The organism is Pseudomonas frederiksbergensis, from assembly GCF_900105495.1.
GTDB classification, from domain to species: Bacteria; Pseudomonadota; Gammaproteobacteria; order Pseudomonadales; family Pseudomonadaceae; genus Aquipseudomonas; species Aquipseudomonas frederiksbergensis.
In genome coordinates this window covers 3,214,002-3,236,772 of record NZ_FNTF01000002.1, presented here as the reverse complement: position 1 = coordinate 3,236,772, position 22,771 = coordinate 3,214,002, and the positions used below count along the sequence as shown (strand labels likewise).

Annotated in this window: 20 protein-coding genes and 1 tRNA gene; 12 read left to right on the top strand and 9 right to left on the bottom strand. The window is 58.5% G+C overall.

The features are described from left to right. The first annotated feature begins 244 nt into the window (after window positions 1-244). Both BLW70_RS15135 and BLW70_RS15130 read left to right on the top strand, forming a co-directional pair. Window positions 245-1,441 carry an amino acid aminotransferase gene (locus BLW70_RS15135; protein WP_074875212.1) on the top strand — a complete coding sequence of 399 codons (1,197 nt, stop codon included), beginning with the start codon at window positions 245-247 and terminating at the stop codon, window positions 1,439-1,441. Window positions 1,442-1,674: 233 nt separating this feature from the next. Beyond that, window positions 1,675-1,875: a hypothetical protein gene (locus tag BLW70_RS15130; RefSeq protein ID WP_074875210.1), complete on the top strand. Its 201-nt coding sequence runs from the start codon at window positions 1,675-1,677 to the stop codon at window positions 1,873-1,875. Here the strand turns inward: BLW70_RS15130 and BLW70_RS15125 are convergent. Beyond that, a complete protein-coding gene (locus BLW70_RS15125; RefSeq protein WP_008007186.1) occupies window positions 1,872-2,102 on the bottom strand; it encodes a hypothetical protein in 231 nt (76 codons plus the stop codon). The two genes, BLW70_RS15130 and BLW70_RS15125, sit on opposite strands and share 4 nt — an antisense overlap. Before the next feature lie 227 nt (window positions 2,103-2,329). Between BLW70_RS15125 and BLW70_RS15120 the strand changes: the two genes are divergently transcribed. After that, window positions 2,330-2,405 (top strand) — tRNA-Asn (locus BLW70_RS15120). A 121-nt stretch (window positions 2,406-2,526) separates the two neighbouring features. On the opposite strand, the gene BLW70_RS15115 is transcribed toward BLW70_RS15120, so the two are convergent. Further along, on the bottom strand, window positions 2,527-4,044 hold the full coding sequence (locus BLW70_RS15115) for a nucleobase:cation symporter-2 family protein (RefSeq protein ID WP_074875208.1): 1,518 nt from the start codon (window positions 4,042-4,044) through the stop codon (window positions 2,527-2,529). A gap of 239 nt (window positions 4,045-4,283) precedes the next feature. Here BLW70_RS15115 and BLW70_RS15110 point away from each other — a divergent pair, with 239 nt between their 5' ends. Further along, on the top strand, window positions 4,284-4,769 hold the full coding sequence (locus BLW70_RS15110; protein ID WP_074875206.1) for a hypothetical protein: 486 nt from the start codon (window positions 4,284-4,286) through the stop codon (window positions 4,767-4,769). A 3-nt stretch (window positions 4,770-4,772) separates the two neighbouring features. On the opposite strand, the gene BLW70_RS15105 is transcribed toward BLW70_RS15110, so the two are convergent. The 7 genes from BLW70_RS15105 to BLW70_RS15070 all read right to left on the bottom strand — a co-directional run bounded on the left by BLW70_RS15105 (window position 4,773) and on the right by BLW70_RS15070 (window position 15,929). Next, window positions 4,773-5,600 (bottom strand): arylamine N-acetyltransferase family protein, encoded by an 828-nt coding sequence (locus tag BLW70_RS15105; RefSeq protein ID WP_074875204.1) that lies wholly within the window; start codon window positions 5,598-5,600, stop codon window positions 4,773-4,775. Window positions 5,601-5,712: 112 nt separating this feature from the next. Further along, window positions 5,713-6,507, bottom strand: a complete 795-nt coding sequence (locus tag BLW70_RS15100; RefSeq protein ID WP_074875203.1) for an exodeoxyribonuclease III — start codon at window positions 6,505-6,507, stop codon at window positions 5,713-5,715. A gap of 99 nt (window positions 6,508-6,606) precedes the next feature. After that, the gene (locus BLW70_RS15095; protein WP_074875201.1) at window positions 6,607-9,177 is read right to left on the bottom strand and encodes a bifunctional diguanylate cyclase/phosphodiesterase; all 2,571 of its coding nucleotides are present in this window, start codon (window positions 9,175-9,177) and stop codon (window positions 6,607-6,609) included. 652 nt (window positions 9,178-9,829) lie between these two features. Continuing rightward, on the bottom strand, window positions 9,830-11,236 hold the full coding sequence (locus BLW70_RS15085; RefSeq protein WP_074875199.1) for a DUF1254 domain-containing protein: 1,407 nt from the start codon (window positions 11,234-11,236) through the stop codon (window positions 9,830-9,832). Between the two features lie 142 nt (window positions 11,237-11,378). Beyond that, the gene (locus BLW70_RS15080) at window positions 11,379-12,950 is read right to left on the bottom strand and encodes a sensor domain-containing diguanylate cyclase (RefSeq protein ID WP_074875197.1); all 1,572 of its coding nucleotides are present in this window, start codon (window positions 12,948-12,950) and stop codon (window positions 11,379-11,381) included. 233 nt (window positions 12,951-13,183) lie between these two features. After that, window positions 13,184-13,975, bottom strand: coding sequence for a lipopolysaccharide biosynthesis protein (locus tag BLW70_RS15075; protein ID WP_074875195.1), 792 nt, complete (start codon window positions 13,973-13,975; stop codon window positions 13,184-13,186). Window positions 13,976-14,180: 205 nt separating this feature from the next. Then, entirely contained in the window at window positions 14,181-15,929 is a 1,749-nt protein-coding gene (locus BLW70_RS15070; protein ID WP_074875193.1) for a L,D-transpeptidase family protein, read from the bottom strand. Between the two features lie 81 nt (window positions 15,930-16,010). Between BLW70_RS15070 and BLW70_RS15065 the strand changes: the two genes are divergently transcribed. The 8 genes from BLW70_RS15065 to BLW70_RS15030 all read left to right on the top strand — a co-directional run bounded on the left by BLW70_RS15065 (window position 16,011) and on the right by BLW70_RS15030 (window position 22,721). Further along, window positions 16,011-16,715, top strand: a complete 705-nt coding sequence (locus tag BLW70_RS15065) for a murein L,D-transpeptidase catalytic domain family protein (protein WP_074875191.1) — start codon at window positions 16,011-16,013, stop codon at window positions 16,713-16,715. A 110-nt stretch (window positions 16,716-16,825) separates the two neighbouring features. After that, a complete protein-coding gene (locus BLW70_RS15060; RefSeq protein WP_074875189.1) occupies window positions 16,826-18,523 on the top strand; it encodes a copper resistance system multicopper oxidase in 1,698 nt (565 codons plus the stop codon). Between the two features lie 11 nt (window positions 18,524-18,534). Then, on the top strand, window positions 18,535-19,422 hold the full coding sequence (locus BLW70_RS15055; protein ID WP_074875187.1) for a copper resistance protein B: 888 nt from the start codon (window positions 18,535-18,537) through the stop codon (window positions 19,420-19,422). A gap of 55 nt (window positions 19,423-19,477) precedes the next feature. Beyond that, a complete protein-coding gene (gene copC / locus BLW70_RS15050) occupies window positions 19,478-19,849 on the top strand; it encodes a copper homeostasis periplasmic binding protein CopC (RefSeq protein ID WP_074875185.1) in 372 nt (123 codons plus the stop codon). A 3-nt stretch (window positions 19,850-19,852) separates the two neighbouring features. Beyond that, on the top strand, window positions 19,853-20,788 hold the full coding sequence (copD, locus tag BLW70_RS15045) for a copper homeostasis membrane protein CopD (protein ID WP_074875183.1): 936 nt from the start codon (window positions 19,853-19,855) through the stop codon (window positions 20,786-20,788). A gap of 280 nt (window positions 20,789-21,068) precedes the next feature. Next, window positions 21,069-21,482 (top strand): hypothetical protein, encoded by a 414-nt coding sequence (locus BLW70_RS15040; protein ID WP_074875180.1) that lies wholly within the window; start codon window positions 21,069-21,071, stop codon window positions 21,480-21,482. 98 nt (window positions 21,483-21,580) lie between these two features. Further along, window positions 21,581-21,850 (top strand): heavy-metal-associated domain-containing protein, encoded by a 270-nt coding sequence (locus BLW70_RS15035; RefSeq protein ID WP_074875177.1) that lies wholly within the window; start codon window positions 21,581-21,583, stop codon window positions 21,848-21,850. A gap of 85 nt (window positions 21,851-21,935) precedes the next feature. After that, the gene (locus BLW70_RS15030) at window positions 21,936-22,721 is read left to right on the top strand and encodes a transporter substrate-binding domain-containing protein (protein ID WP_074875175.1); all 786 of its coding nucleotides are present in this window, start codon (window positions 21,936-21,938) and stop codon (window positions 22,719-22,721) included. Window positions 22,722-22,771: the final 50 nt, after the last annotated feature.

Sequence of the window (22,771 nt, the reverse complement as noted above, 5' to 3'; positions counted from 1 at the left end):
GTGCTCAATGTGGAGCCGATTGCCCTCGCTTTCAAGGCAATCGTCCTACATCAGGTAAAACCTTTGACGGTGCCAATCGACTAACGGTCGAGAAATAATCGGAAAAACTTACCGCAAAAGCCGAATCGTCTGTCGCCATTAATCGCAGATGGCCTCTATACTAGCTCCCCGTTTGTGCACCGCTCTAGTGCATTCGGCTGGAGCGCGACACGTCCCTCCATTTTCCATTCAGAGCCGCCGCAAAATGAGCCTGTTCTCCGCTGTCGAAATGGCACCACGCGATCCAATCCTGGGCCTCAACGAAGCATTCAACGCCGATACCCGTACCAACAAGGTCAACCTGGGGGTCGGTGTTTACTGCAACGAGGAGGGGCGAATTCCACTCCTGCGCGCCGTTGTCGAAGCCGAGACGATTCGCGTCGCTCAACACGCATCCCGTGGCTACCTGCCAATCGACGGTATTGCCGCCTATGACCAGGCCGTGCAAAAACTGCTGTTCGGCAATGACTCGCCGCTGATCGCCGCTGGCCGCGTCATCACCACCCAGGCCGTTGGCGGTACTGGCGCCCTGAAAATCGGTGCCGACTTCCTCAAGCAACTGCTGCCGAACGCCGTCGTGGCGATCAGCGACCCGAGCTGGGAAAACCACCGCGCGCTGTTCGAAACGGCCGGTTTCCCGGTGCAGAACTATCGCTACTACGACGCCGCGACCCATGACGTGAACCGTGCTGGCTTGCTGGAAGACTTGAACGCCCTGCCGTCCGGCTCCATCGTCGTCCTGCACGCTTGCTGCCATAACCCGACCGGTGTGGACCTGAGCCCGGCGGACTGGAACAACGTGCTGGAAGTCGTCAAAGCGAAAGGTCACGTACCGTTCCTCGACATGGCCTACCAGGGCTTTGGCGATGGCATCGACGAAGACGCCGCTGCCGTGCGCCTGTTCGCTGAATCGGGCCTGACCTTCTTCGTCTCCAGCTCGTTCTCCAAATCGTTCTCGCTGTACGGCGAGCGCGTGGGCGCCCTGTCGATCGTCAGCGAATCGAAAGAAGAAAGCGCGCGCGTGCTGTCGCAAGTCAAACGCGTGATCCGCACCAACTACTCCAACCCGCCGACCCACGGTGCAAGCATCGTCGCCGCTGTACTGAACAGCCCGGAACTGCGTGCCCAGTGGGAAGAAGAACTGGCTGAGATGCGTCTACGGATTCGCGGCATGCGCATCCAGATGGTCGACCTGCTGGCGAAAAACGCGCCACACCGCGACTTCAGCTTCGTCGGCCGTCAGCGCGGCATGTTCTCCTACTCCGGCCTGACGGTTGAGCAAGTGACCCGCCTGCGCAGCGAGTTCGGCATCTACGCCCTGGACACCGGTCGCATCTGCGTGGCTGCACTGAACCAGAGCAACATCGACGTCGTGACCAAGGCCATCGTTGCGGTGATCTGAATCGCCCGGTGATACGAAAAACGGGAAGCCACATGGCTTCCCGTTTTTATTGGCCGCAGATAAATCTCAAAGCAGCTGCTGCGCCCTTTAAACTCCACACAAATTAAATGTGGGAGTGAGCCTGCTCGCGATAGCGGTCTTTCTGTCATATAGATACAAGATGTGCCGCCGCCATCGCGAGCAGGCTCACTCCCACAGGTTTTATGTACACCCGAGAATTTTTGAGAACCCACATGAAAAACGATGACCTACGCGCCGACCGCGATGAGCTGGACCACTTCGTGCCCCGCACCCCGGCCAAACGCGGTAATAACCTGGTGATGCAAGTCGCTGCCGGCGTGTTTCTCGGCGGCCTGGCCTTATGGCTGGTGCAGCTGGCCGCAACCATGCTGTACGCCAAACTGGCGCTCGCTACAGTGACCTTCGGCGGTTAAGCCAGTTCGGTTGCCCGCTGGCTGGCAGCGTCGTCATAGGCGACGTAGAGCGATTCAGCGACCTGGCTTTTGATGGCCTTGGTGCTTTCCAGGCCCAGGACAAAACCTTCGGCCTTGCCACCGGCACGGTTCAATTCATCAGCGGTGCTGGCCTGAGTGATTGCGTCGAACAGTTTTTCGGCGTGCGGGCCGACGCCTTTGGGCAGGCTGATCTGAGCGATGCTCATGCGAACACCCCGTTGTGGCGAGGAGTGGTGGTTGGGTGATTCATGGCGCGTACCTTTTCGGCGAATGGCCGGCAGCGCGTGTAACCACTTCCGGGCCGCCATGGTAGACCTCTGAAGCGGTTCTGGTAACCGCCCGCGGTCGATAAACCACCGCCCGTCCCCATGAAGCCGTCAAATTGCTCACAGGTGCTTGACTTCTCTTTTTGAATCAGTAACATACACGCCATTCCGCGATAGCTCAGTTGGTAGAGCAAGTGACTGTTAATCACTGGGTCCCTGGTTCGAGTCCAGGTCGTGGAGCCAGACAGCAATATCGAAAAGCCCCTGAATCGAAAGGTTCAGGGGCTTTTTTGTGGCTGATGGAAAAACAAAAAAAACCGATCTGTCTCTTCAACAGATCGGCCTTTTTCAGCGAGTGTCGGCGTCAGACATGCTCACTGCTTTTTGCATGCATCGCCCGCGGCTCTGCATGCTCATGGTCCGTCTCCACCACCGGAATCTCATTCCCGTCGCAGTCACGCAGCTTGCCGTCGCTGAAATAATCCCCTTCGCGCAACGCTGCCAGATCCTGATATCGCAGGACGCGCTCAGTGCCGGCCGCGAACACCGACTGCTGATCGGAGTTACCGGCAGTGAGGTGGTTGAAGGTCAGGTTCAGCACGATGGCCATGATCGCCGACGAGCTGATGCCCGAGTGGAAGATCGTGGCGAACCAGCTTGGGAAGTGGTCGTAGAAAGTCGGTGCAGCGATGGGGATCATGCCAAAGCCGATGGAGGTGGCAACGATGATCAGGTTGACGTTGTTGCGGTAGTCGACCTTGGACAGCGTACGAATACCGCTGGCGGCCACGGTGCCGAACAGCACGATACCGGCGCCGCCAAGGACAGAAGTCGGTACAGCGGCGATGACGCGGCCCATAAACGGCAGCAAGCCGAGGATCACCAGAAACAAACCGCCGGTAGCCACCACGAAGCGGCTCTTGATCCCGGTCACTGCCACTAGTCCGACGTTCTGGGCGAAGGCACTTTGAGTGAAGGAACCGAAGATCGGCGCGAACATGCTCGACAGCATGTCGGCACGCAGACCGTTGCCCAGGCGTTTGGAGTCGACTTTGGTGCCGATGATTTCACCCACCGCCAGAATGTCGGCCGAGGTTTCCACCAGCGTCACCATCACCACGATGCACATCGACAGGATCGCGGCGAAGTGGAAGGTCGGCATGCCAAAGTGGAACGGCGTCGGGAAGCCAAACATCGGGCCTTGAGTGACGGACGAGAAGTCAGCCATGCCAAGGAACACCGCAATCACCGTACCGATGACCATCGCCAGCAGGATCGACAAGCGGGAGATGGTCGCGCTGCCGATCTTGCTCAACAGCAGCACCAGCACCAGCGTCACCGCTGCCAGACCGATGTTCGCCATGCTGCCGAAGTCCGGGGCATGGCTGTTGCCACCCATGGCCCAACGTGCAGCCACCGGCATCAGCGTCAGGCCGATGGTGGTGATCACAATGCCCGTGACCAGCGGTGGGAAAAACTTGGTGATTCGCGAGAACACCGGCGTAATCAACAAGCCGATCAACGACGCGGCAATCACCGCCCCGAGAATCGATTGAAACCCGCCCTCCCCGCCACTGCTGACAATTGCCACCATCGTCGCGACACCAGAGAACGACACGCCCTGTACCAGCGGCAATTGGCAACCGAAAAACGGTAAACCCAGCGTTTGCAGTAATGTCGCCAAGCCCCCCGCAAACAGTGAAGCAGCAATCAACAAACCGATGTCCGCCGGCGAGAGCCCGGCTGCCTGGCCGATGATCAAAGGCACCGCGACGATGCCGCCGTACATGGTCAGAACGTGTTGCAGGCCGTAAGCCATATTCGCGCCGATCCCGAGATTTTCGTCCTCGGGCCGTTGGTGTGAAACATGGGGCGTTTTCATGGTTGGGGGGTTCCCTGGTTTTTGTTATGCGCACACTGTATGCAAGACTCAGGACAAATGTCTATAGAGTTGTATACAACTAATCAGTCAGATTATGGACACATGGCCATTCCAAGCCCGCGAGACTCATCGTCGGCAAGCCCCTTGAAGCCAAAACCTCCCGACAACATGACGCAACGCAAGACGTGCACTACCTTGATAGAGGTACGCTCTTTTTGAGACCACGATAGGAAATCGATATGAGCAAGGCTGACCAACTCGCTGCGAAACTGAAGCAAACCCAGCAGTCCAGTGCCGACGCGACACACTGCGCCGATCAGCAGATCGACAGCTGGCCTGCACAGGTTTACGAGCTGTACCACCTCGTCGAAGCCTGGCTGGCACCGCTCAGCGAAGCCGGCCTGAACATTCGGCGAGTGCCCACGCACGTCTTCGAGCGTCATCCCGACGGTGAGACCTATGACTACGCGATCGACCAGTTACTGATTGAAGGCAATCACCACAGCATCACTTTCGACCCTGTCGCTCGTTTCACCGAGGATGGTGCCGGGCGGATCGAGATCCACACTCAAGGAAAAGCGCTCTCGATGCTGCGAACCGTGAACGAACACGGCGAGACACAGTGGTGGCTGCAGGCGATCGATCAATCCGGGCAACAACCGGATGCGATCGCCATGACCGAAGACACCCTGCTGTCGGTGATGCAGGAGGGGCTTGAGCTGTGAGGATCAGGGTTGTTGAATCAGCCTCTCAATAACCCGACGCAACGTCACCTCCCGCGGTACCCGAATGTCGAATTCGTTGCGCAACAAATCCATCAATTCGTCCACATCAGCCACCTGCCGCCGTTCAGTCTCACGGCCGATCCGATGAATTGCAAAACTGCCGTTGTTCAGCGTGCGGCGCCACCCTTCGCCGGTGCGCGCCACCATCAGCTGCCTGGCGAACGGCGATTCCGGATGGGTCGAGACATACCAGTTGCCAACGGCGTAATCGATGTCTTCCTGGCGCTGCAAATCGAAAATGTACATCGCCCGCCATTCTCCGGCGACGTTGGCGCGCAGGGTGTAGCCATCCTCGTGCTGCTCGATGCGATACGGTTCGTGAGGTGTGAACTGTTCGGCCCGGGTATCGAGCATCAGCGGTGCGGTGGGCACCATGCCGCCGAAGCCGACGTCGGTGATGTAACGCACGCCGTCCAGCGTCACCAGGCTCAAGCGATGTGTGCGGGCGGTCCATGCGCCTTCGGGTTGGCCCATGACCACTCGGCCGGAGATGCCGCGAGCATCGAAGCCAAGCGTCTGGAGCAAGGCCAGGAACAGATTGTTGAGTTCGTAGCAGTACCCGCCACGACCATCGTGCAGGACCTTTTGCTCGATGGACGGCAGGTCGATGAGCACCGGTTGTCCCGACAACGTATTGAGGTTCTCGAACGGGAACGCGCCGGTGTGGCGCAGCTGAAGCTGGCGCAGGGTTTCCAGGGTCGGCGCGGGAGGCGCGTCGAAGCCCAGGCGCTGGAGGTACAACGCAAGATTGCCCAGATGTGGCTCACTCATTGCTCAGTCCTTATGCAGGGGGGGCCGGATCTCTCCGCTGACAGGCGCCATGTATAAGGGAAAAAGCGGTTCGACCGACAATTGATTTAGCCAATCGCCACACACTTCAAACTCAACGCCGCTTACGCGGACTCAATCGAATCCACGCCGGTGCGTGATCACTCGCGTGGGGCTCGTTGCGAACCCAGGCATCCACTCCGCCCTCCTGCAAATAAGGGCTCAGCGCCGGATTAAGCAACAGATGATCGATGCGCAGCCCCGAGTTCTTTTGCCAGTGCTGGCGAAAATAATCCCAGAAGGTATAGAGCCGATCCTGCGGATACAGATGGCGCAAGGAATCGGTCCAGCCCTGGGCCAGCAGGCGCTGATAACACTCGCGGCTTTCAGGTTGCAGCAACGCATCCTTCAGCCAGGATCGCGGGTTGTAAATGTCGAGGTCGGTGGGCACCACGTTGTAGTCACCGGCCAGGACCACAGGATGCTCGCTGGCCTGAAGCGTCTGCGCGTAGTGGATCAGCCGTTCGAACCACGCCAGCTTGTAATCGAACTTCGGCCCCGGCTGCGGGTTGCCATTGGGCAGGTACAGGCAGCCCACCAGAACCCCATGCACGGCGGCCTCCAGATACCGACTATGGGTGTCGCTATCATCGCCCGGCAGGCCTCGACGACTCTCCAGCGGCTGCGCGTCCCGCGCCAGAATCGCCACGCCGTTCCACGACGACTGTCCTTGCCAGAGCGCGCCGTAACCCGCGGCCTCAAGCTCGGCGGCGGGGAACGCACTGTCGACTGATTTGAGCTCTTGCAAACAGGCGATGTCTGGCTGCTCTCGCTCAAGCCAGGCCAGCAAGTTCGGCAGTCGGGCGCGCATGCCGTTGACGTTGAATGTCGCGATTTTCAGGTTTTTCATGGGCCAACGCTCACAACGCAGGGTCGATATCCAGTTGTGACCGAAGGTGCGTGCTGGCAGTTGCCTCTACGGGCGAGTCAGGCGACTAAAGGCGCGGCCCTACACGGGAAACTCGTCATGCGATGCCTTCAGCAATGGCAGCAACGCCTGCTTTTCCATAGGTCGACTCAAATAGAAGCCCTGCACCTCATGGCACTGGTCCGAGATCAGGAAGTCCAGTTGCTCGAGGGTCTCGACGCCTTCTGCGGTCACGGTCAGGCCCATGGCTTTGCCCAGGTTGATGATCGCCTGCACCACGGCGCGGTCATTGCCGCCGCCGCTCATGGACGAGATGAAACGCTTGTCGATCTTGATCCCGTCGAACGGGTACGTGCGCAGGTAACCCAGGGACGAATAGCCGGTACCGAAATCGTCCATGTTCAACCGCACGCCCAGCTCCTTGAGCGCATTCATGGTCGTCAACGCGCCCTCCACATCGATGAGCATCACGTTTTCGGTGATCTCCAGCTCCAGACGACTGGCCGGTAAACGGCTCTGGATCAAGGCCTCCCTGACGTCCTCCACCACATCGCTGCGGGCAAATTGAACAGGCGACAAATTGACCGACACCATCAACGCACCAGGCCAGGTCAGGGCCGTTTCACAGGCTTCGCGCAACACCCAGCGCCCCAAAGGCACGATCAGGTCAGTCTGCTCGGCCAAAGGAATAAACTCGTCGGGGCTCAGCAGCCCCTGCTCCGGATGCTGCCAGCGCAGCAACGCTTCCACCGAGACCACCTGCTTGCCGTCCATGTTGTAGCGCGGCTGGTAGTGCATCAGGAACTCGTTGTTCTTGATCGCCCGGCGCAGGTCGTTTTCCAGTTGCCGACGGTGCTGGATCTGATCGTTCATGTGCGGCGCAAAGTAGCACCAGGTCCTCTTGCCGTCGGATTTAGCCTGATACAGCGCAATGTCGGCACACCGGATCAGTTCATTGGGAATGTGCCCCTGACGCCGACTCAAGGCCACACCGATGCTCGCGCCGATGTGCAGCGTGTGATGCTCGTAATGAATCGGCTGCTGCAGGCTTTCGAGCAAACGCTCGCAGAACCGGTCGATTTCAGCGTGGCTGTCCATGCCGTTGAGCACCAGCACAAACTCATCACCACCGAGCCGCGCGACCAGATCGATGTCCCGCGTGCACTCGCGCAATCGGGTGGCCACTTCCAGCAATACCGCGTCGCCTGCCGGGTGACCGAGGGAATCGTTGATCGGCTTGAAGTTATCCAGATCGATCATCAACAGCACCAGCGCTGCCGAATGCTCTTTAAGCGCCAGGGCCTCGTCGAGGAAACGCGCCAGTTTGTTGCGATTCGGCAGCCCCGTCAGGGCATCGTGCAACGACAGATGCTGGATCTGGGCATGGGCGGCGACTTCATCGGTGATGTCGCTGGCCGTCCCGCGATAGCCCACTACCGCGCCCTTGCGATGGATCGGTCGTGCCGAAACCCGGCAGATACGCTGTTGCCCCGACTGATCGCGATAGGAGCAGCGCAGATGGCTGACGGGCTGTTCTTCATTGAGCTTATGCAGCCACCGCGACAAGGGCAGCGTGTCGCAATTGAGCAGTTGCCCGATGTCCCGCCCTATCCATTGCTGATCGGAAAAACCGGTGACGGTGGCGAAACGTCCTGACAGATAAGAGATGCAATGTTTGTCATCGATTTCCCAGATCCAGTCGGAAGCAGCCTCAGCCACTGCACGAAAACGTTCTTCACTGGCCTCCAGCGCCTGGTTCGATAAATCGAGGCTGGTGTAGCTCGCATCCACGTGCCCGGACGTGCGCAAGACATACCGGAAGAAATAAGCCGTTAACAACGCCAGCACCAACAGCGCGCTGCCCAATGGCGGCAGCAACGACCAGAGCAACTGATGACCCGGTTGCTCAAGTCGGGAAACCAGGCTGTAGCCAGTGTCCGCCAGCGCCACGGCCGGGCTGCCGGGCGCGATGGCGTTATCCGGCGTCAGGTTTAAATCATGCAAACCGTAATCGGTGCTCAGGGTGCTGAGCTTGTCAGGGCTTAGTTGGTCGACAAACACCAGCACCGAGGTGCTTTGCGGATCGACCGCCGGCCTATCGTCATTGGGAACGATTGCAGCAGCCGTCAGCAATGCCGGCTTGCCCTCGAACAGCGTGAACTGGCTGATCGGGTCAATGAGGCTTTCCTGACGCTGGACTGCTTCTATCAGTGTCGCCATGGATGCCGAAAGATAGGTGGTCGCCGCCTCCTGTACCTGAAGCCCACGCACCACGGCGTATTTGGTTTGCTGACGATCGACCACGAAGACACCATCGTAGTGATCGATGCTGAACAGGGTTTTGCCCAGGTTCTGCTCGACGTAAGCCCATTGCACATCAACCTTGCCGTCCAAATGGTCGTAGGCGCTCGTCCAGTTTGCATAACTGGCGATGTAGTTTTTCGAGGCGGTGATGCGATTTTCCAGCGCACGCTGGGTGTAGAAAGTGGTCTTGGCCAGGTCCTGCGCATCCAGCCGTCCGGCAATGTTGAACAAGGCCAACAACGCGATCAGCACCCCCAGAACAAACAGCAGGCCGACGACAAACACCAGGTTACGGGTTATCGGCGTATGACGGGGAGCGGTGACGGTGGTTACGGCGGTCATATCCATGCACTGGGTCCTGTGAATCGATTGCCTGATCGGGATGCGACGCTCGCAATGCTTTTTTACCAACGCACTCGCCGAACGTTCACTGAACATAGCAGCCATGCTGGGCCCTGGCGCCTCGATAACGCAACCCATTGCAGCAATTGAAGAACCGTTGACACAACCATCGCCAATCGACGGCTGCTGCCCTGTAATTGCACACCAGCCACTCGTCAACCAGCCGGCACCCACCGCCCTGCCCTTCATACCATCATCAGGTAACGACTCATCTTTGGAGGCGCATCCTGATGACCATCAAAATGACTTCGCTGTTACTGGCTGGAGTGCTGTGCGCCCTGTCCGTCGGCATTTTTGCTGCCCCAGGCGATGGCGCTCATGCGAAGGGTAGCCAATCGGGCTCATTCGGCGGCTCGACCATGGCGCCCAACAATAACCCTGGCCAACCCTCGAACGATCAAAACACTAATCGCGGCAATAGCGGATCGGGCTCGTCGGATAGCGGAAACGGTGGCAATGCCGGGAACAGCGGTTCTGGCGCGGGAGGTGGCACGGGCGCGGCAGGCGGTGGAACAGGCGGTGCCGGCGGTGGGACGGGCAGCTGGACGCGTAAAAACAGCCGATGATCGTCGGCTGCTTTTAGGCCTGAAACGCGCAACTAGGTTGGCTTGACCGGTGGCGGATTCCACTTGCCGTTCAAAACCTCGGGCTTGGGCCCATACAAACGCATGGTCAGGTTGAAACCGCCCTTCGGTGCCGGCAGCCAATTGGCTTCAAGGTCCTTGCCGGGGTTTTCGTGCTGGAGGTAGATGTCCAGCGAACCGTCGGCATTAGTCTTGAACGGCATCCAGCTACTGACTGCAAAGCGGTTGAGCGCATTGCCGACCTGGAAACCCTCGGGGTCGTACAAGGTGATCGACCAGAAAGCGTTTACCGGTGGCGTTTCACCCTTGTCGAAATGCAGCACGTACTTGTTCGAGCCATCGAGTGGCTTGCCTTCGACATCGCCGATGTTCAGCGGATAAATCGCATCCTCGGGCAAGTTGGCACCGAGCCCGATCTGCGCAACGATCGCGCGCTTGAGGTAGTAGTTGCCATAGACGCCCATGGTGTCGGTGTTCATCGACCAGCCGTTGACCACACGAGCGAGGGTTGGAACCTTCCACGTCATCAGCGCCTGCGCGTCCTTGGGCACGGTCTGCAACGCTGCTTGGATTTCAGGGTCCAGCGCCTTCATGTCGAAGGATTTTCCGGGCTCGATACCGATACGCTTCATCTGCGCCAGGATCGGTTGATCGCTGATGTGCGCAGGATGCACCTTGAGCAATTCGGCGGCGTAGGCGAAGTAGTCCGCCGCCGACATTGAGTCGACCTGAATCTTGGGCGGGGTCTTCATATCCACGGCCGGGTCAATGTTCACGCTGACCGGTTCGGCGCTTTTACCCAGCCGGGACAACGGTGTCACCGTATAGCCAGCCTGAATTTTGTGTACCGCCGCGTAGTCCGCGGCGCCGTCGGTCTTGGTGCGGCCAATGACCCAGACAAAGGGCGTGGGCGCCGGCAGATGGTTCAGTCCGGCTGGCACCGTCCCGGTCCAGCCCGGCGGCGTCACCAAAAACTGCCCCGCCTGGGTGCCCGTGGTGCGCCAGCCCGGTGAGGCGAACACATCGGTCCACATGTCGAGCATCGGCAGCAAGTAAAAACGTCCGGCCGTATCGGGCGCTGCGATCACCAGCGGTTCTTCGGTCAAATCCAGCCAGGCAATGGAATACAAGGTGTCGAAGTTCGAACGCACCACTCCTTTGAAATCCGCAGGCGGATACTGCGGAACGCTGACAAACATATTCATCGGACCTTTGCCGAATTCCTTGCCAGGTTCGATATTGGTGAATTGCTTGCGGGTAATGTCCATGGTCAACAGCGGGTACAAATAAAGGTAGGCATCCACGCCGATGGCGTGTGCTTCTTCGGCTGTGACTTTCGATTGAGCCTGGCTGGCGAGCGGAAAGACGACGCTGGCTACTACGGTTAGAGCAACGGCTGTCAATGCTTGAGTAATCAACATTCTAAGATCATCCGTGCGGTGGGAAGACCTGCCGGGATCGACAGGGTTACCGCAACTCTAGACGATCAATCGAAGGGGATCTGACAGGCAGACAGCCGGCTGGCCGCGGTGTTGCGCGGGTGAAACACCCTCGATAGACAGCTCAACGATCCGAACGCAGCAGTGCCTCGACACCACCCTCCATCGACAGCACCGCCGAGCGGTTTCGCCCCGAATGCTTGGCTTGATACAGCGCTGCGTCCGCGCGTTCGATAAACACTTCCATGCTGTCCCGCCCCGTCGGCACAAACGAGTAACAACCCAGGCTGACCGTCACGAAGCCCGAGGGCGAACCGCTGTGGAGGATGTTCTTGTCCATGACGCTGCGGCGGATCTGCTCGGCAATCACCATCGCGCCGTGAATGTCGGTGTCGGGCAGCAATACCGCAAACTCTTCACCGCCATAGCGCACGGCCAAATCGGCCTTTCGATGGCAGCAGCTTTTCACCGCCCGCGCCACTTCAGCCAGGCAATGGTCCCCCGCCACGTGGCCATAAGTGTCGTTGTAGCGCTTGAAGTAATCGATATCGAGCATGATCAGGCTTAGCGAACTCGACTGCCGGGCGCCTCGGCTGAATTCGATGTCCAGCGCGCCCTCGAACAGCCGGCGATTGCCCAGGCCGGTCAGGCTGTCGTGGGTCGCGATCAGCTTCAGGGCTTCCTTTGCCTTGCGCAAATCCGCCTCGACCTGTTCGCCGACACGCACCTGATAAAGGAACATCCAACCGAACAGCCCTACGCCCACCACCACCAGGGCAACGATGACTGTGGAGCGAAATGCCGTGTCGTACCAATCCTTGAGAATCGCCTCCCTGGACGAGGCGGCAGACACGACCAACGGATAAGCGTCGAGCTCACGGTAGCCATGCAACCGCACAACACCATCGAGCAGCGAGCTGAACATCGCGTTCCCGGCAGGCGCGTTGGGCAGCAATTTCTCGAAGATCTCGCCCTTGGCCAGTGATGTGCCAATCAGCGACTCCACAAACGGGCGGCGCGCCAGCAGCGTTCCGTCGGTCAATGCCAAAAACATCGAACCGTTGCCATCAATGCTGAAGCTTTTGAAGAACTGATCGAAGTACGCCATCTTGATGCCGGCCAACAAGACGCCCTGGAAATTGCCATTCCTGTCGTTCACCCGTTTTGATACCGGAATGATCCATTCGCCGTTTCCTCGACTGCGAATCGCCGGCCCGATGTGCGCCAGGGAGGAGACGTTCTGCTGGTGGAACTTGAAATAATCGCGATCCCCCACACCGGCTCCGCGTGGCAGCTCGTCGAAAGAGGTAACGATCCACTGTCCCTTTTGGTCGAACAGAAATATCCCGTGCAATTGATGCAGTGCCTGCACCCGCCGGGCGAATGTTTTCTGCAAGCGTGCCTTTTGCGGCGCACCGAAACCGTCAACCTGAATCCAGTCGGCCAGACTGGTCAGCACCAGTTCGGCTTGCATGAAGGTGTCTTCAGCTTGTTGCGCCATGGCCCGTGTCAGGTTTGTAGACGCCACTTGCGCCAAGGCCAGGTCATGCCGGCGCGACTGCTCCAGTTGCAGGTACAGCAAACCGCACAGGCTCAGGCACACGACTGCGATAAACAGTACCGCTGCTTTGCGCAAAGGTAACCGCTTCAACGTGACGCCAGTGGCGTTGTGCGGATCGTGAAGAGGGATAGACAAAAGCTCGTCCTGTAAGGGTAAGGCATGGGTATCACCCCAAAACCCTTATTTTTTGTGAGCTTAGTCTACGAGGGGGTGGCGGGCAAATGCCGTTTGGCTAGCCGTCGCATCGCACTGTGCAAATGCGCCCGAGCTGGCGCATTTTCTGGTATGCCCGCGGGGCAACCTCCCAGACATAATCACCCAACAAAAAAACAGGCGCCTCGCGGGCGCCCATTAAGTACGAATTACCTTCAGATCAACTTGTCGATCTCATCCAGCGTCACTCGGGGAATGAGTTCGCCGGGAATCCGTGAGGAACTGGACAGGTTGTAGACCCGAAAATCTTCACTCACGACGTACTTCGACAAGATCTCGAACGACGGCAGGATTCGCGTATAAAAATGCTGATCGAGCAGGCATGGCGAGGCGACCGTGTCGGCCCCTTCATAAAACCGGCTTACAGACTGATTCAAATCGACGCCTACCAGAAACACCTTGGTAAACCCCACGTGATAGGCAATCTGTAACGCCAGATAAGCCACCGTACGAGCATCAAAAAAACCGCGTTTAAGGTTCTTGCTGAAACCAAGGGTTCTGTTACGGCCATTTCCAAGTTTGCGACTTCTGACGAGTTCTTTATCGGCCCTGAAAACCAGGTCCGTCCAGGAGAGCTTGGGGGCTCGGCCGAGTAAATACAGTTCGCCTTCAGGCGGGACCGTCGTATGCCAGATGTGCTCTTGCCACAGCGCCACCCGCTGGCTGATGCGCATGGCCTCTGAAAACAGTTCGGGTTGTTGCCTGGAAAAGCCTTGATCCGTACAGGCATAAAAGAAAGGCTTGATACCTGTCCCGGAGAACATGGAAATGGCGCCGTTCATTGTGATCATCGGAACGTTCGCAAACTTTTCCAGCGGAAAATCCTTGGCGGACGCCCCCGAAGCAATGATAAACACGGCACCTTTCTGGATGTTGCGGCACTCATCGAGGTCATGCCCATTAAGCATGCCTGTATTGAGTGACGGTTTTTTTTGCGCAACATCCATCTTCAATTCCCTATCCCTTCACATCAATGATCGGCGGACTTTTTTTGCATTGTGATAGTTTTCAACAGGCGAGCCAACCTTTTGGCTTCCCCATTCCCTGAATCTGCGACGGAGCGCAAAGGTTGATGCAGAGCGCTTGCAACGTCAGTGCATCGATGACCTGCCGGTTACCTACGGATAGCACACCTCGCCTGTTTCAGGATCATTACCGGTTTTGCCCCGTCGCGACCGCGGAAGTTCCTGCTCGTCGCACATCCAGGACGGGCAGTTCCGAAGGCTGATTGAGCCCCCGCAGTACCGCGGAGTCATAGCCGTATACATCAGGTTTAAACATCACTCGACCATCACTACTCAGATCCACCGTCCAGTAAGCCAACAGCACCGGCACTTTGACAGGAAGCCTGATGTTTTCGGTCTTGCCGTTAGCCAGCTGGGCCCGTATTGCGGCGCTGTTCCAACGAACCGGGTCATTGAACAGTAGCTCTACCAACTGCAGTGGATTCTCCACTCGTATGCAGCCTGAACTGGTGGCACGGCGCGATTGCGCAAACAGCTCACGATGCGGCGTGTCGTGGAGATAAATCGAATATTCATTGGGAAACCGAATGACCACTTGCCCCAGTGAGTTATCCGGCCCCGCATCCTGTCGCAGCGTGATACCGCGTGCGTTATCCCAGTCGACGGTCGACGGATCGAGCACATTCCCCTCTCGATCAAGGGCTCTTATTCGGTTGGCGGCCAGGTAGCCGGGATCTCTTCGTATCTTCGGCAGCATGTCTTTGACGAGGATGGTCGGTGGTACGGTCCAGGTGGGGTTGAACGTTACGTAAGTGATCTCGGATTGAAACACCGGCGTACTGCGAAACGGCTTACCGACCTGAACCCGGGAACGCCATATCGCCTTCCCGTCGCGATAAAGCGCCACCTTGTAACCCGCAATATCAACGATGACAAAAGTGCCCTGAAGTTTGTACAGCAACCAGCGCGCGCGCTCCATGTTCACCCGGACCTGGTCTATCCGTGCTTCTACGGGCACATTCAACGCCGCCAGTGTCGCGGCGCCCGCCACGCCGTCCGCCCCCAGGTATTGCTCGGCCTGATACTTTTTCACTGCTGCGATGACGCTGTCGTCGTAGTCAGTGCGTGGGCTCTTCGATGGGGCCAGATAACCACCCGCCACCAAGCGTGCGCGCAACTGCGCGACAGCGACGTCATCCATGCCTGGCTTGAGCGATTGGCCTTCGGCAATCTTCGGCCAGCCACCCGCGTCCCGAACCTTGCGCAGTTGCGCCAGTCCGACGCGCAGGCTGCGGTAAACCGCCTCTTGTGGCGGTGCTTCGGCGAAAGCGCGCGCCACGTCATGCGCATCGAGCGCGGCGAACAATTTATGCATGTCTCCACGGGGATCGGCACCCACAGGGTCGAAATTCCAATGAATGTCCAGACGCGAAGGGTCAACCTTGCCGCGCCGCAATTGCAGCAACGCCGTGACAAAGGTACGGGTGGCTGCGATATCGAACGCCGCCCGTTGCGCCACTGTTGGCGCTGCTGCCTGCATCGACGCCCGGGCATTCGCCAATTCCTCGATATGAAAGTCGGCAGGGTCCAACCCATCGGCCTGGGTCTCGCTCAGGCTTTTCAATAACTGGATGACATCGCGGTCGTTGGCCCAGGCCGAGCGGTAACCCCGATGCATGTAAAAATCCATGACCACACGACTCGGGTCCATCCGTTGATGGCCACGGGAAGTGAGCAAGGGAGGAAACGATGAGCTCAAGGGCTCAAGTGCCGCCTGAATCGTTTGAGCGACGTAATCGTCAGGTGCTGCGCCATTTCTGCGGATAGCAGCAGATACCCCCTCAATCGGCGAGGTTTCTGCAATCGCTGCGCCGCTGATCAGAAAGCCCATAAAAAACATGCGGCTTATGACGAATAACCTTGTTAACTGCCCCATGGATAATCCTTAATCGCCCCGTATTCAACGGCTAGCATCCTGCACACTGCTAGACTCGAAACATTAATGTGAGATTTACATATGGCGCTAGACCGCTTTTGTTTCCTGTTCTCGGCCCTGCTGCTGACGTCAGTTTCAGTACCGGCAGCCTACGCCGATTCGCTTGAAGCCGCGCTGCTCAAAGCAGCACCTGGCGCCAACGCCAAAGTCATCGGGCTGGCCGTACGCGCGACTCAATGCAGCTTGGCCCAAGGTAAAGCGCCTGTCCAAAGACTTGCTGTCATCGACTACTCACTGCCTTCGACCGAACAACGGTTGTGGGTGTTCGATCTGAAGAAACGTAAATTACTGTTCCACGAACTGGTCGCCCACGGTCGCAACAGCGGCGAGAACATGGCGGTCAAGTTCTCCAACCAGAATGAAAGCTTTGCCACCAGCCTGGGTTTGTATCGGACCCAATCGAGCTACGTCGGCCAGAACGGGTATTCCTTGCGCATGGAAGGCCTGGAGCCGGGGTTCAATGACAAAGCGTTCGAGCGAGCGATCGTTATTCACGGGGCGCCTTATGTCAGTCCGGTTCTTGCCCGAACCAATGGCCGGATTGGTAGAAGCCTGGGGTGTCCGGCGGTGCGGCCAGCAATTGCGCATAAGTTGATTGATTCAATGAAAGATGGGCAGTTGTTGTTTTCTTACTATCCGGATCAGCGCTGGTTGAAGTCGTCTTCGTATATCAATTGCGGGGGCGGCACCGTGGCCACAACATCAACGCCCGGTACACGCCAATAAATACGGCATGAAACTGTCAAAAATGTAATCTGCGCCTCAGCCTGCTGAAAGGCGCCGCCCATTAGCCTTGTCACCAAGCACTCTCCACGCTGACGGACCAGGAAAACGGCATGCATTCCAACACAACAAGACGCACCTTCGTGAAGGGCCTGGCCGCAGGCGGGCTCCTTGGCGGCCTCGGGTTATGGCGCACACCTGTCTGGGCGGTCACCAGTCCCGGCGAGCCTCAGGTGCTGGCAGGCACCGATTTCGACCTGTTCATCGGCGAAACCCCGGTCAACATCACCGGTAATCCGCGCACCGCGATGACCATCAACGGCGGTATTCCCGGCCCCCTGCTGCGCTGGCGCGAAGGCGACACGGTGACGCTGCGGGTAAAGAACAAACTCAACGCCAACACCTCCATTCACTGGCACGGCATCTTGCTGCCAGCCAACATGGACGGCGTGCCGGGGCTGAGCTTTCACGGCATCGAGCCGAATGGCACGTACGTCTACCAGTTCAAGGTCCGGCAGAATGGCACTTACTGGTACCACAGCCATTCCGGTTTTCAGGAACAGTCCGGCGTTTACGGGCCACTGGTGATCGATGCAAAGGAGCCGGAGCCTTTCCAGTACGACCGCGATTACGTGGTGATGCTGACCGACTGGACCGATGAAGATCCGGTCGGCCTGATGAAGACGCTGAAAAAGCAATCCGATTACTACAACCACAACAAGCCCACCGTGGGTGATTTCATCCACGACGTCAGTGAGAAAGGTTGGGGTTCCACGGTCGCCGATCGAAAAATGTGGGCCGAAATGAAGATGAACCCCACCGACCTGGCCGACGTCAGCGGCGCAACTTACACCTACTTGATGAACGGCCAGGCGCCGAACTCGAACTGGACGGGTGTGTTCCGGCCGGGCGAAAAGCTGCGCCTGCGCTTCATCAATGGCTCCGCCATGACGTATTTCGACGTGCGCATTCCCGGGCTGAAAATGACGGTGGTCGCTGCGGATGGCCTGCACGTCAAACCGGTGAGTGTCGATGAGTTTCGCATTGCGGTGGCAGAGACCTTCGATGTGATTGTCGAGCCCACCGAAGCGGCTTACACCTTGTTCGCCCAGTCGATGGATCGGACTGGCTTTGCACGCGGCACGCTCGCAGCGAAGGCGGGGTTATCCGCGCCGGTACCGCCGCTGGACCCTCGGCCGCTGGTGACCATGGATGACATGGGCATGGGCGGCATGGATCACGGCAGCATGGCGGGCATGGATCACAGCGCCATGGCCATGCCCGGCATGCAGTCCCATCCCGAGACGGAAAAAGACAACCCGCTGGTGGACATGCAAGCCATGACTACCGCCCCCAAACTCGACGACCCCGGCCTTGGCCTGCGCAACAACGGGCGGCGTGTCCTGACCTATTCCGACCTGCGCAGCACCTTCGAAGACCCGGACGGTCGCGACCCGAGCCGTACCATCGAGCTGCACCTCACCGGCCACATGGAAAAATTCGCCTGGTCGTTCAACGGCGTGAAGTTCTCCGACGCCGAACCTGTGCGCCTCAAATACGGCGAGCGGGTTCGGGTGGTGCTGGTCAACGACACGATGATGACCCACCCGATCCATCTGCATGGCATGTGGAGCGACCTCGAAGACGAGAACGGCGAATTCATGGTGCGCAAACACACCATCGACATGCCACCCGGTTCCCGACGCAGCTATCGTGTCACCGCCGATGCGCTCGGCCGCTGGGCCTATCACTGCCATCTTCTGTACCACATGGAAATGGGCATGTTCCGTGAAGTTCGGGTGGAAGAATGAGGCGCCTATCGATGACCAGACTCACTTCCCTCTCTTTGGCACTCGTGACCGCGAGCCTGACACTCTCTTCGGCGATGGCCGCCACCGACGACATGCAGAACATGGATCACAGCCAGATGCCGGGCATGGACCATAGCCAAATGCAAAGCATGGACGACGGCCAGATGCAGCCCGCCGCACCGACCGAAAGCCGCACGCCGATCCCGGCGCTGACCGATGCCGACCGGGCCGCCGTGTATGCCAGTCCGTCCGGCCACATGGTGCATGACACCGCGCTCAACTACTACTTCCTCGCCGACAAACTCGAATGGCAGGACGCTGACGACGGCAGCACCCTGGCCTGGGACATGTCCGGCTGGATCGGCGGCGACATCGATCGCCTGTGGCTGCGCTCCGAAGGCGAACGCACCAACGGCAAAACCGAAGACGCCGAAATCCAGGCCCTGTGGGGCCACGCCATCTCCCCGTGGTGGGACGTGGTGACCGGCATTCGCCAGGATTTCAAACCTGGCGACCCGCAAACCTGGGCCGCGTTCGGCGTGCAAGGGATGGCGCTGTACAACTTCGAAACTGAGGCCACCGCCTTCATCGGCGAAGGCGGCCAAACCGCTGCACGACTGGAAGGCGACTACGACATCCTGCTGACCAACCGATTGATTCTGCAGCCAACCGCCGAACTCAACTTCTACGGCAAAAACGATCCGCAACGGGGGATCGGTTCCGGGTTATCCAACACCGAAGCCGGCCTGCGGCTGCGCTATGAAATCCGCCGGGAAATCGCGCCCTATATCGGCGTGACCTGGAACCGCACCTACGGCAAAACCGCCGACTACGCCAACGATGAAGGTGAGGACCGCAGCGAAGCACGCCTGGTCCTCGGTGTTCGCCTGTGGTTTTAAACGCATTAACTCAACAACCAAAAAAACAACCGCTTAAAGCGGTAAGAGGCCTTGCATGCGCATGATTAAAACTACCGCCGTTGCCATTGGACTGCTCATGAGCGCGCTCGCTCAAGCGCACCCGAAACTGCTGTCCTCCACCCCGGCCGAAGGCGCGGACGGTGCGGCACCGAGCAAGATCGAACTGCACTTCTCGGAGAACCTCATGACCCAGTTCTCCGGCGCAAAACTGGTCATGACCGAAATGCCTGGCATGGCGCACTCCCCCATGCCGATGAAAGCCAAAGTCTCCGGCGGCAGCGATCCGAAAACCATGGTCATCACCCCGCTTTCGCCACTGCCCACCGGCACCTACAAAGTCGAATGGCGCGCGGTGTCGTCGGACACCCACCCGATCACCGGCAACGTCACGTTCAAAGTGAAGTGATTGATGAGCGACTCGGTCAGCATTGCACTGCGCTTTGGGTTGTATGTGGATTTGATGCTGCTGTTTGGCCTGGCGCTGTTTGGGCTCTATAGCCTTAAAGGACAGGAACGGATTTCCGGCGCGGTGTTGCCGTTTCGGTCGATGTTGGTGGGCACGACGGTGCTGGGTGTGCTGTTTTCCATCGCCAGCATGGTGATGATGGCGAGCGCCATGAGCGGTGAGACTGACTTTGCCGAGTTGCGCCCGCATATCGAAATGATGGTGCTTGAGACAGATGTGGGATTGGCCTGGGTCGTGCGCCTCATCGCGCTGGTGGTCGGCGGTTTGGCGGTCGTATTCAACCGACGAGCACCAGGATCCAGCCTGCTGATCGCGTCTATTGCCAGCGCTAGCGCCCTCGCCAGCCTGGCCTGGAACGGTCATGGGGCGATGGATGAAGGTGACCTTCGTTTTTGGCATTTCATCACTGACATCTGGCATCTGCTGGCTTCGGGGGCCTGGTTCGGTGCGCTGGTCGCGCTTGCCTTGATGGCAAAGATCAACGCGCTGCAAACCGAGGAACGCATCAGATTGCTGGCTCGGGCTGTCCGCCGATTTGAGTGGGTGGGCGCGGTGATCGTGGCCGTTATCACGGTCACAGGCGTCGTGAATTACCTGTTCATCGTGGGCCCGACGCTCGACGATCTATTGCTCAGCACCTACGGGATTTTACTGTCGATCAAAATCGCGCTGTTTGCCGGGATGCTGGTGCTCGCCGCGTTGAACCGGTTTCACCTGGGACCGTTTTTGGAGCGGTCGTTGCGTGACGGTCAATATCGGGTGGCAGCGAATGCGTTGCGCCGCAGCGTGGTGGTTGAATTGGCAGCGGCGGTGCTGATAGTGGGGCTGGTGGCGTGGTTGGGGACGTTGAGTCCAGGGATGGAAATGGGCGCGGAGTAACGGAAAGAGGCACCACTTGATATGGATCAATCACGGCCTCTTTCTCGGGACTAAGCTCAAGGTAACTCCTCGGATCGGGTACACACTATGCTCTGGTTCCGCACGCACCTACCGCTGCTGATCCGCCAAGTGCTCGCACTGTGGCTGCCAGCACGCCTGCGCTTCGTTCGCTTCAACAATTAAAACAGTCCTCCGAGCGTCTGGAACTCCGGACGCCCTTTGGCTTCACCTCTTTAGCGCTGCTCCATTCCCGTACGTCCCTGACTCACTGGAGATTGCCATGCAAATGCACTTCAAAGCACTCGTCGCCGCACTGCTCATCAGTAGCCCATTGATTGCCCTGGCTGTCGAGGAACATCACCCCGACACAGCGCCAACCGCACCGACCACCGCAGCTACCGCCCCCGCCCCCGCTACCGCGCAAGACAAAGCCATGAGCGAACAGATGGAAAAAATGCAGGCCGCTCACGAAAAAATGATCGCTGCCAAAACCCCGGCCGAACGCCAGGCCGCCATGCAAGAAGGCATGGCCACGATGAAGGACAGCATGGGCATGATGCACAACCATTGCCAAGGCATGGGCATGGGCAAAGGCATGTCCGGCGGCATGGCTCATTCAGACCAGATGATGGACATGATGATGAAAATGATGGATCAGCAGTCGAACATGATGAAAAAGCCGATGAGCAACTAACGCCCTTTAAAAAGCGCTTGACCTTGCCATCGCGGCAAGGTCAACCATCGATCTCATCCATCCCCCCCCTGCCACTCACGGTAAAAGAGGTTTACGTAATGAACAGCACTGAACTGCAAGTCGATGGCATGAGTTGCGGGAGTTGCGTCAAACACATCAACGCCGCATTGCAACCACTCGCAGGAGTGGGTGAAGTGACAGTCGATCTGACGGCCGGTCGGGTCAAGGTGACTGGAGATGCCGAGAGCGATGTTCTGTTATCGGCACTGAAAGAGGCCGGGTATCCAGCAAGCGTACTGACAGAAGACAAACATGAAGGCGTAAAGAAGAAGTCTGGCTGCGGCGGTTCAAGTTGCTGCTGTCACTGAGTCCGGCCCGGCGAGGATGATGTTGAGCAGAGCAGCAGAAAGTCAGTACTCTCAGCACCCACTCCATCATGGAAGCCGGATAACAATGAACAACCTGAAAAGCACAATGCTGCTCGGTGGCCTGCTCGCTCTATCGTTTGCCGCTCAGGCAGAGCCATCGCATCTGGACAGCGTCATCCAACAGGGCCAACTGCGCGTGTGCACAACAGGCGACTACAAACCCTATACCGTCAAAGCCGAAGACGGCGAATACTCGGGCATCGACATCACCATGGCCCGCTCGCTGGCCGACAGCCTGGGCGTCAAGGTCGAGTGGGTGCAGACCACCTGGAAAACCCTGATGCCCGACATGCTCGCGGGCAAATGCGACATCGGCGTCGGCGGCATATCGGTCACGCTGGAGCGCCAGAAAAAAGCCTTCTTCAGCACCACGCTGGACGTCGACGGCAAAATCCCGCTGGTGCGCTGCGAAGATCAGGCGCTGTACCAGACCGTCGAGCAAATCAACCAGCCTTCGGTTCGTTTAGTCGAACCGGCCGGCGGCACCAACGAAGCCTTTGTTCACGCCTTCCTGCCCAAGGCGCAATTGCGCCTTCACGACAACGTGACCATCTTCCAGGAACTGCTGGACAAGAAGGCTGACGTGATGATCACCGACGCTTCGGAAGCGCTCTATCAGCAGAAACTCAAACCCGGTCTGTGCGCGGTGAACCCGAAGCAATTCATGCAATACGGCGAGAAGGCTTACTTGCTGCCGCGTGATGACATGACCTGGAAGTTGTACGTCGATCAGTGGCTACACCTGGCCAAAGTCACGGGCAACTACCAAAAAATTCTGGGCCAGTGGATAGCAACACCCGAACCCAAATAACCGCCACCTACTCGATCCATGTAGCAGCCGGCGAAGCCTGCGTCCGGCTG

Bases quoted from the DNA above. Each gene is read 5' to 3' on its own strand.
- BLW70_RS15110 (WP_074875206.1), top strand. From the start codon at position 4,284: ATGAGCAAGGCTGACCAACTCGCTGCGAAACTGAAGCAAACCCAGCAG.
- BLW70_RS15085 (WP_074875199.1), bottom strand. From the start codon at position 11,236: ATGTTGATTACTCAAGCATTGACAGCCGTTGCTCTAACCGTAGTAGCC.
- BLW70_RS15070 (WP_074875193.1), bottom strand. From the start codon at position 15,929: ATGGGGCAGTTAACAAGGTTATTCGTCATAAGCCGCATGTTTTTTATG.
- BLW70_RS15035 (WP_074875177.1), top strand. From the start codon at position 21,581: ATGAACAGCACTGAACTGCAAGTCGATGGCATGAGTTGCGGGAGTTGC.
- BLW70_RS15115 (WP_074875208.1), bottom strand. From the start codon at position 4,044: ATGAAAACGCCCCATGTTTCACACCAACGGCCCGAGGACGAAAATCTC.
- BLW70_RS15055 (WP_074875187.1), top strand. From the start codon at position 18,535: ATGACCAGACTCACTTCCCTCTCTTTGGCACTCGTGACCGCGAGCCTG.
- BLW70_RS15105 (WP_074875204.1), bottom strand. From the start codon at position 5,600: ATGAGTGAGCCACATCTGGGCAATCTTGCGTTGTACCTCCAGCGCCTG.
- BLW70_RS15065 (WP_074875191.1), top strand. From the start codon at position 16,011: ATGGCGCTAGACCGCTTTTGTTTCCTGTTCTCGGCCCTGCTGCTGACG.
- BLW70_RS15060 (WP_074875189.1), top strand. From the start codon at position 16,826: ATGCATTCCAACACAACAAGACGCACCTTCGTGAAGGGCCTGGCCGCA.
- BLW70_RS15095 (WP_074875201.1), bottom strand. From the start codon at position 9,177: ATGGATATGACCGCCGTAACCACCGTCACCGCTCCCCGTCATACGCCG.
- BLW70_RS15100 (WP_074875203.1), bottom strand. From the start codon at position 6,507: ATGAAAAACCTGAAAATCGCGACATTCAACGTCAACGGCATGCGCGCC.
- BLW70_RS15040 (WP_074875180.1), top strand. From the start codon at position 21,069: ATGCAAATGCACTTCAAAGCACTCGTCGCCGCACTGCTCATCAGTAGC.
- BLW70_RS15030 (WP_074875175.1), top strand. From the start codon at position 21,936: ATGAACAACCTGAAAAGCACAATGCTGCTCGGTGGCCTGCTCGCTCTA.
- BLW70_RS15075 (WP_074875195.1), bottom strand. From the start codon at position 13,975: ATGGATGTTGCGCAAAAAAAACCGTCACTCAATACAGGCATGCTTAAT.
- copC (WP_074875185.1), top strand. From the start codon at position 19,478: ATGCGCATGATTAAAACTACCGCCGTTGCCATTGGACTGCTCATGAGC.
- BLW70_RS15135 (WP_074875212.1), top strand. From the start codon at position 245: ATGAGCCTGTTCTCCGCTGTCGAAATGGCACCACGCGATCCAATCCTG.
- BLW70_RS15130 (WP_074875210.1), top strand. From the start codon at position 1,675: ATGAAAAACGATGACCTACGCGCCGACCGCGATGAGCTGGACCACTTC.
- BLW70_RS15125 (WP_008007186.1), bottom strand. From the start codon at position 2,102: ATGAGCATCGCTCAGATCAGCCTGCCCAAAGGCGTCGGCCCGCACGCC.
- copD (WP_074875183.1), top strand. From the start codon at position 19,853: ATGAGCGACTCGGTCAGCATTGCACTGCGCTTTGGGTTGTATGTGGAT.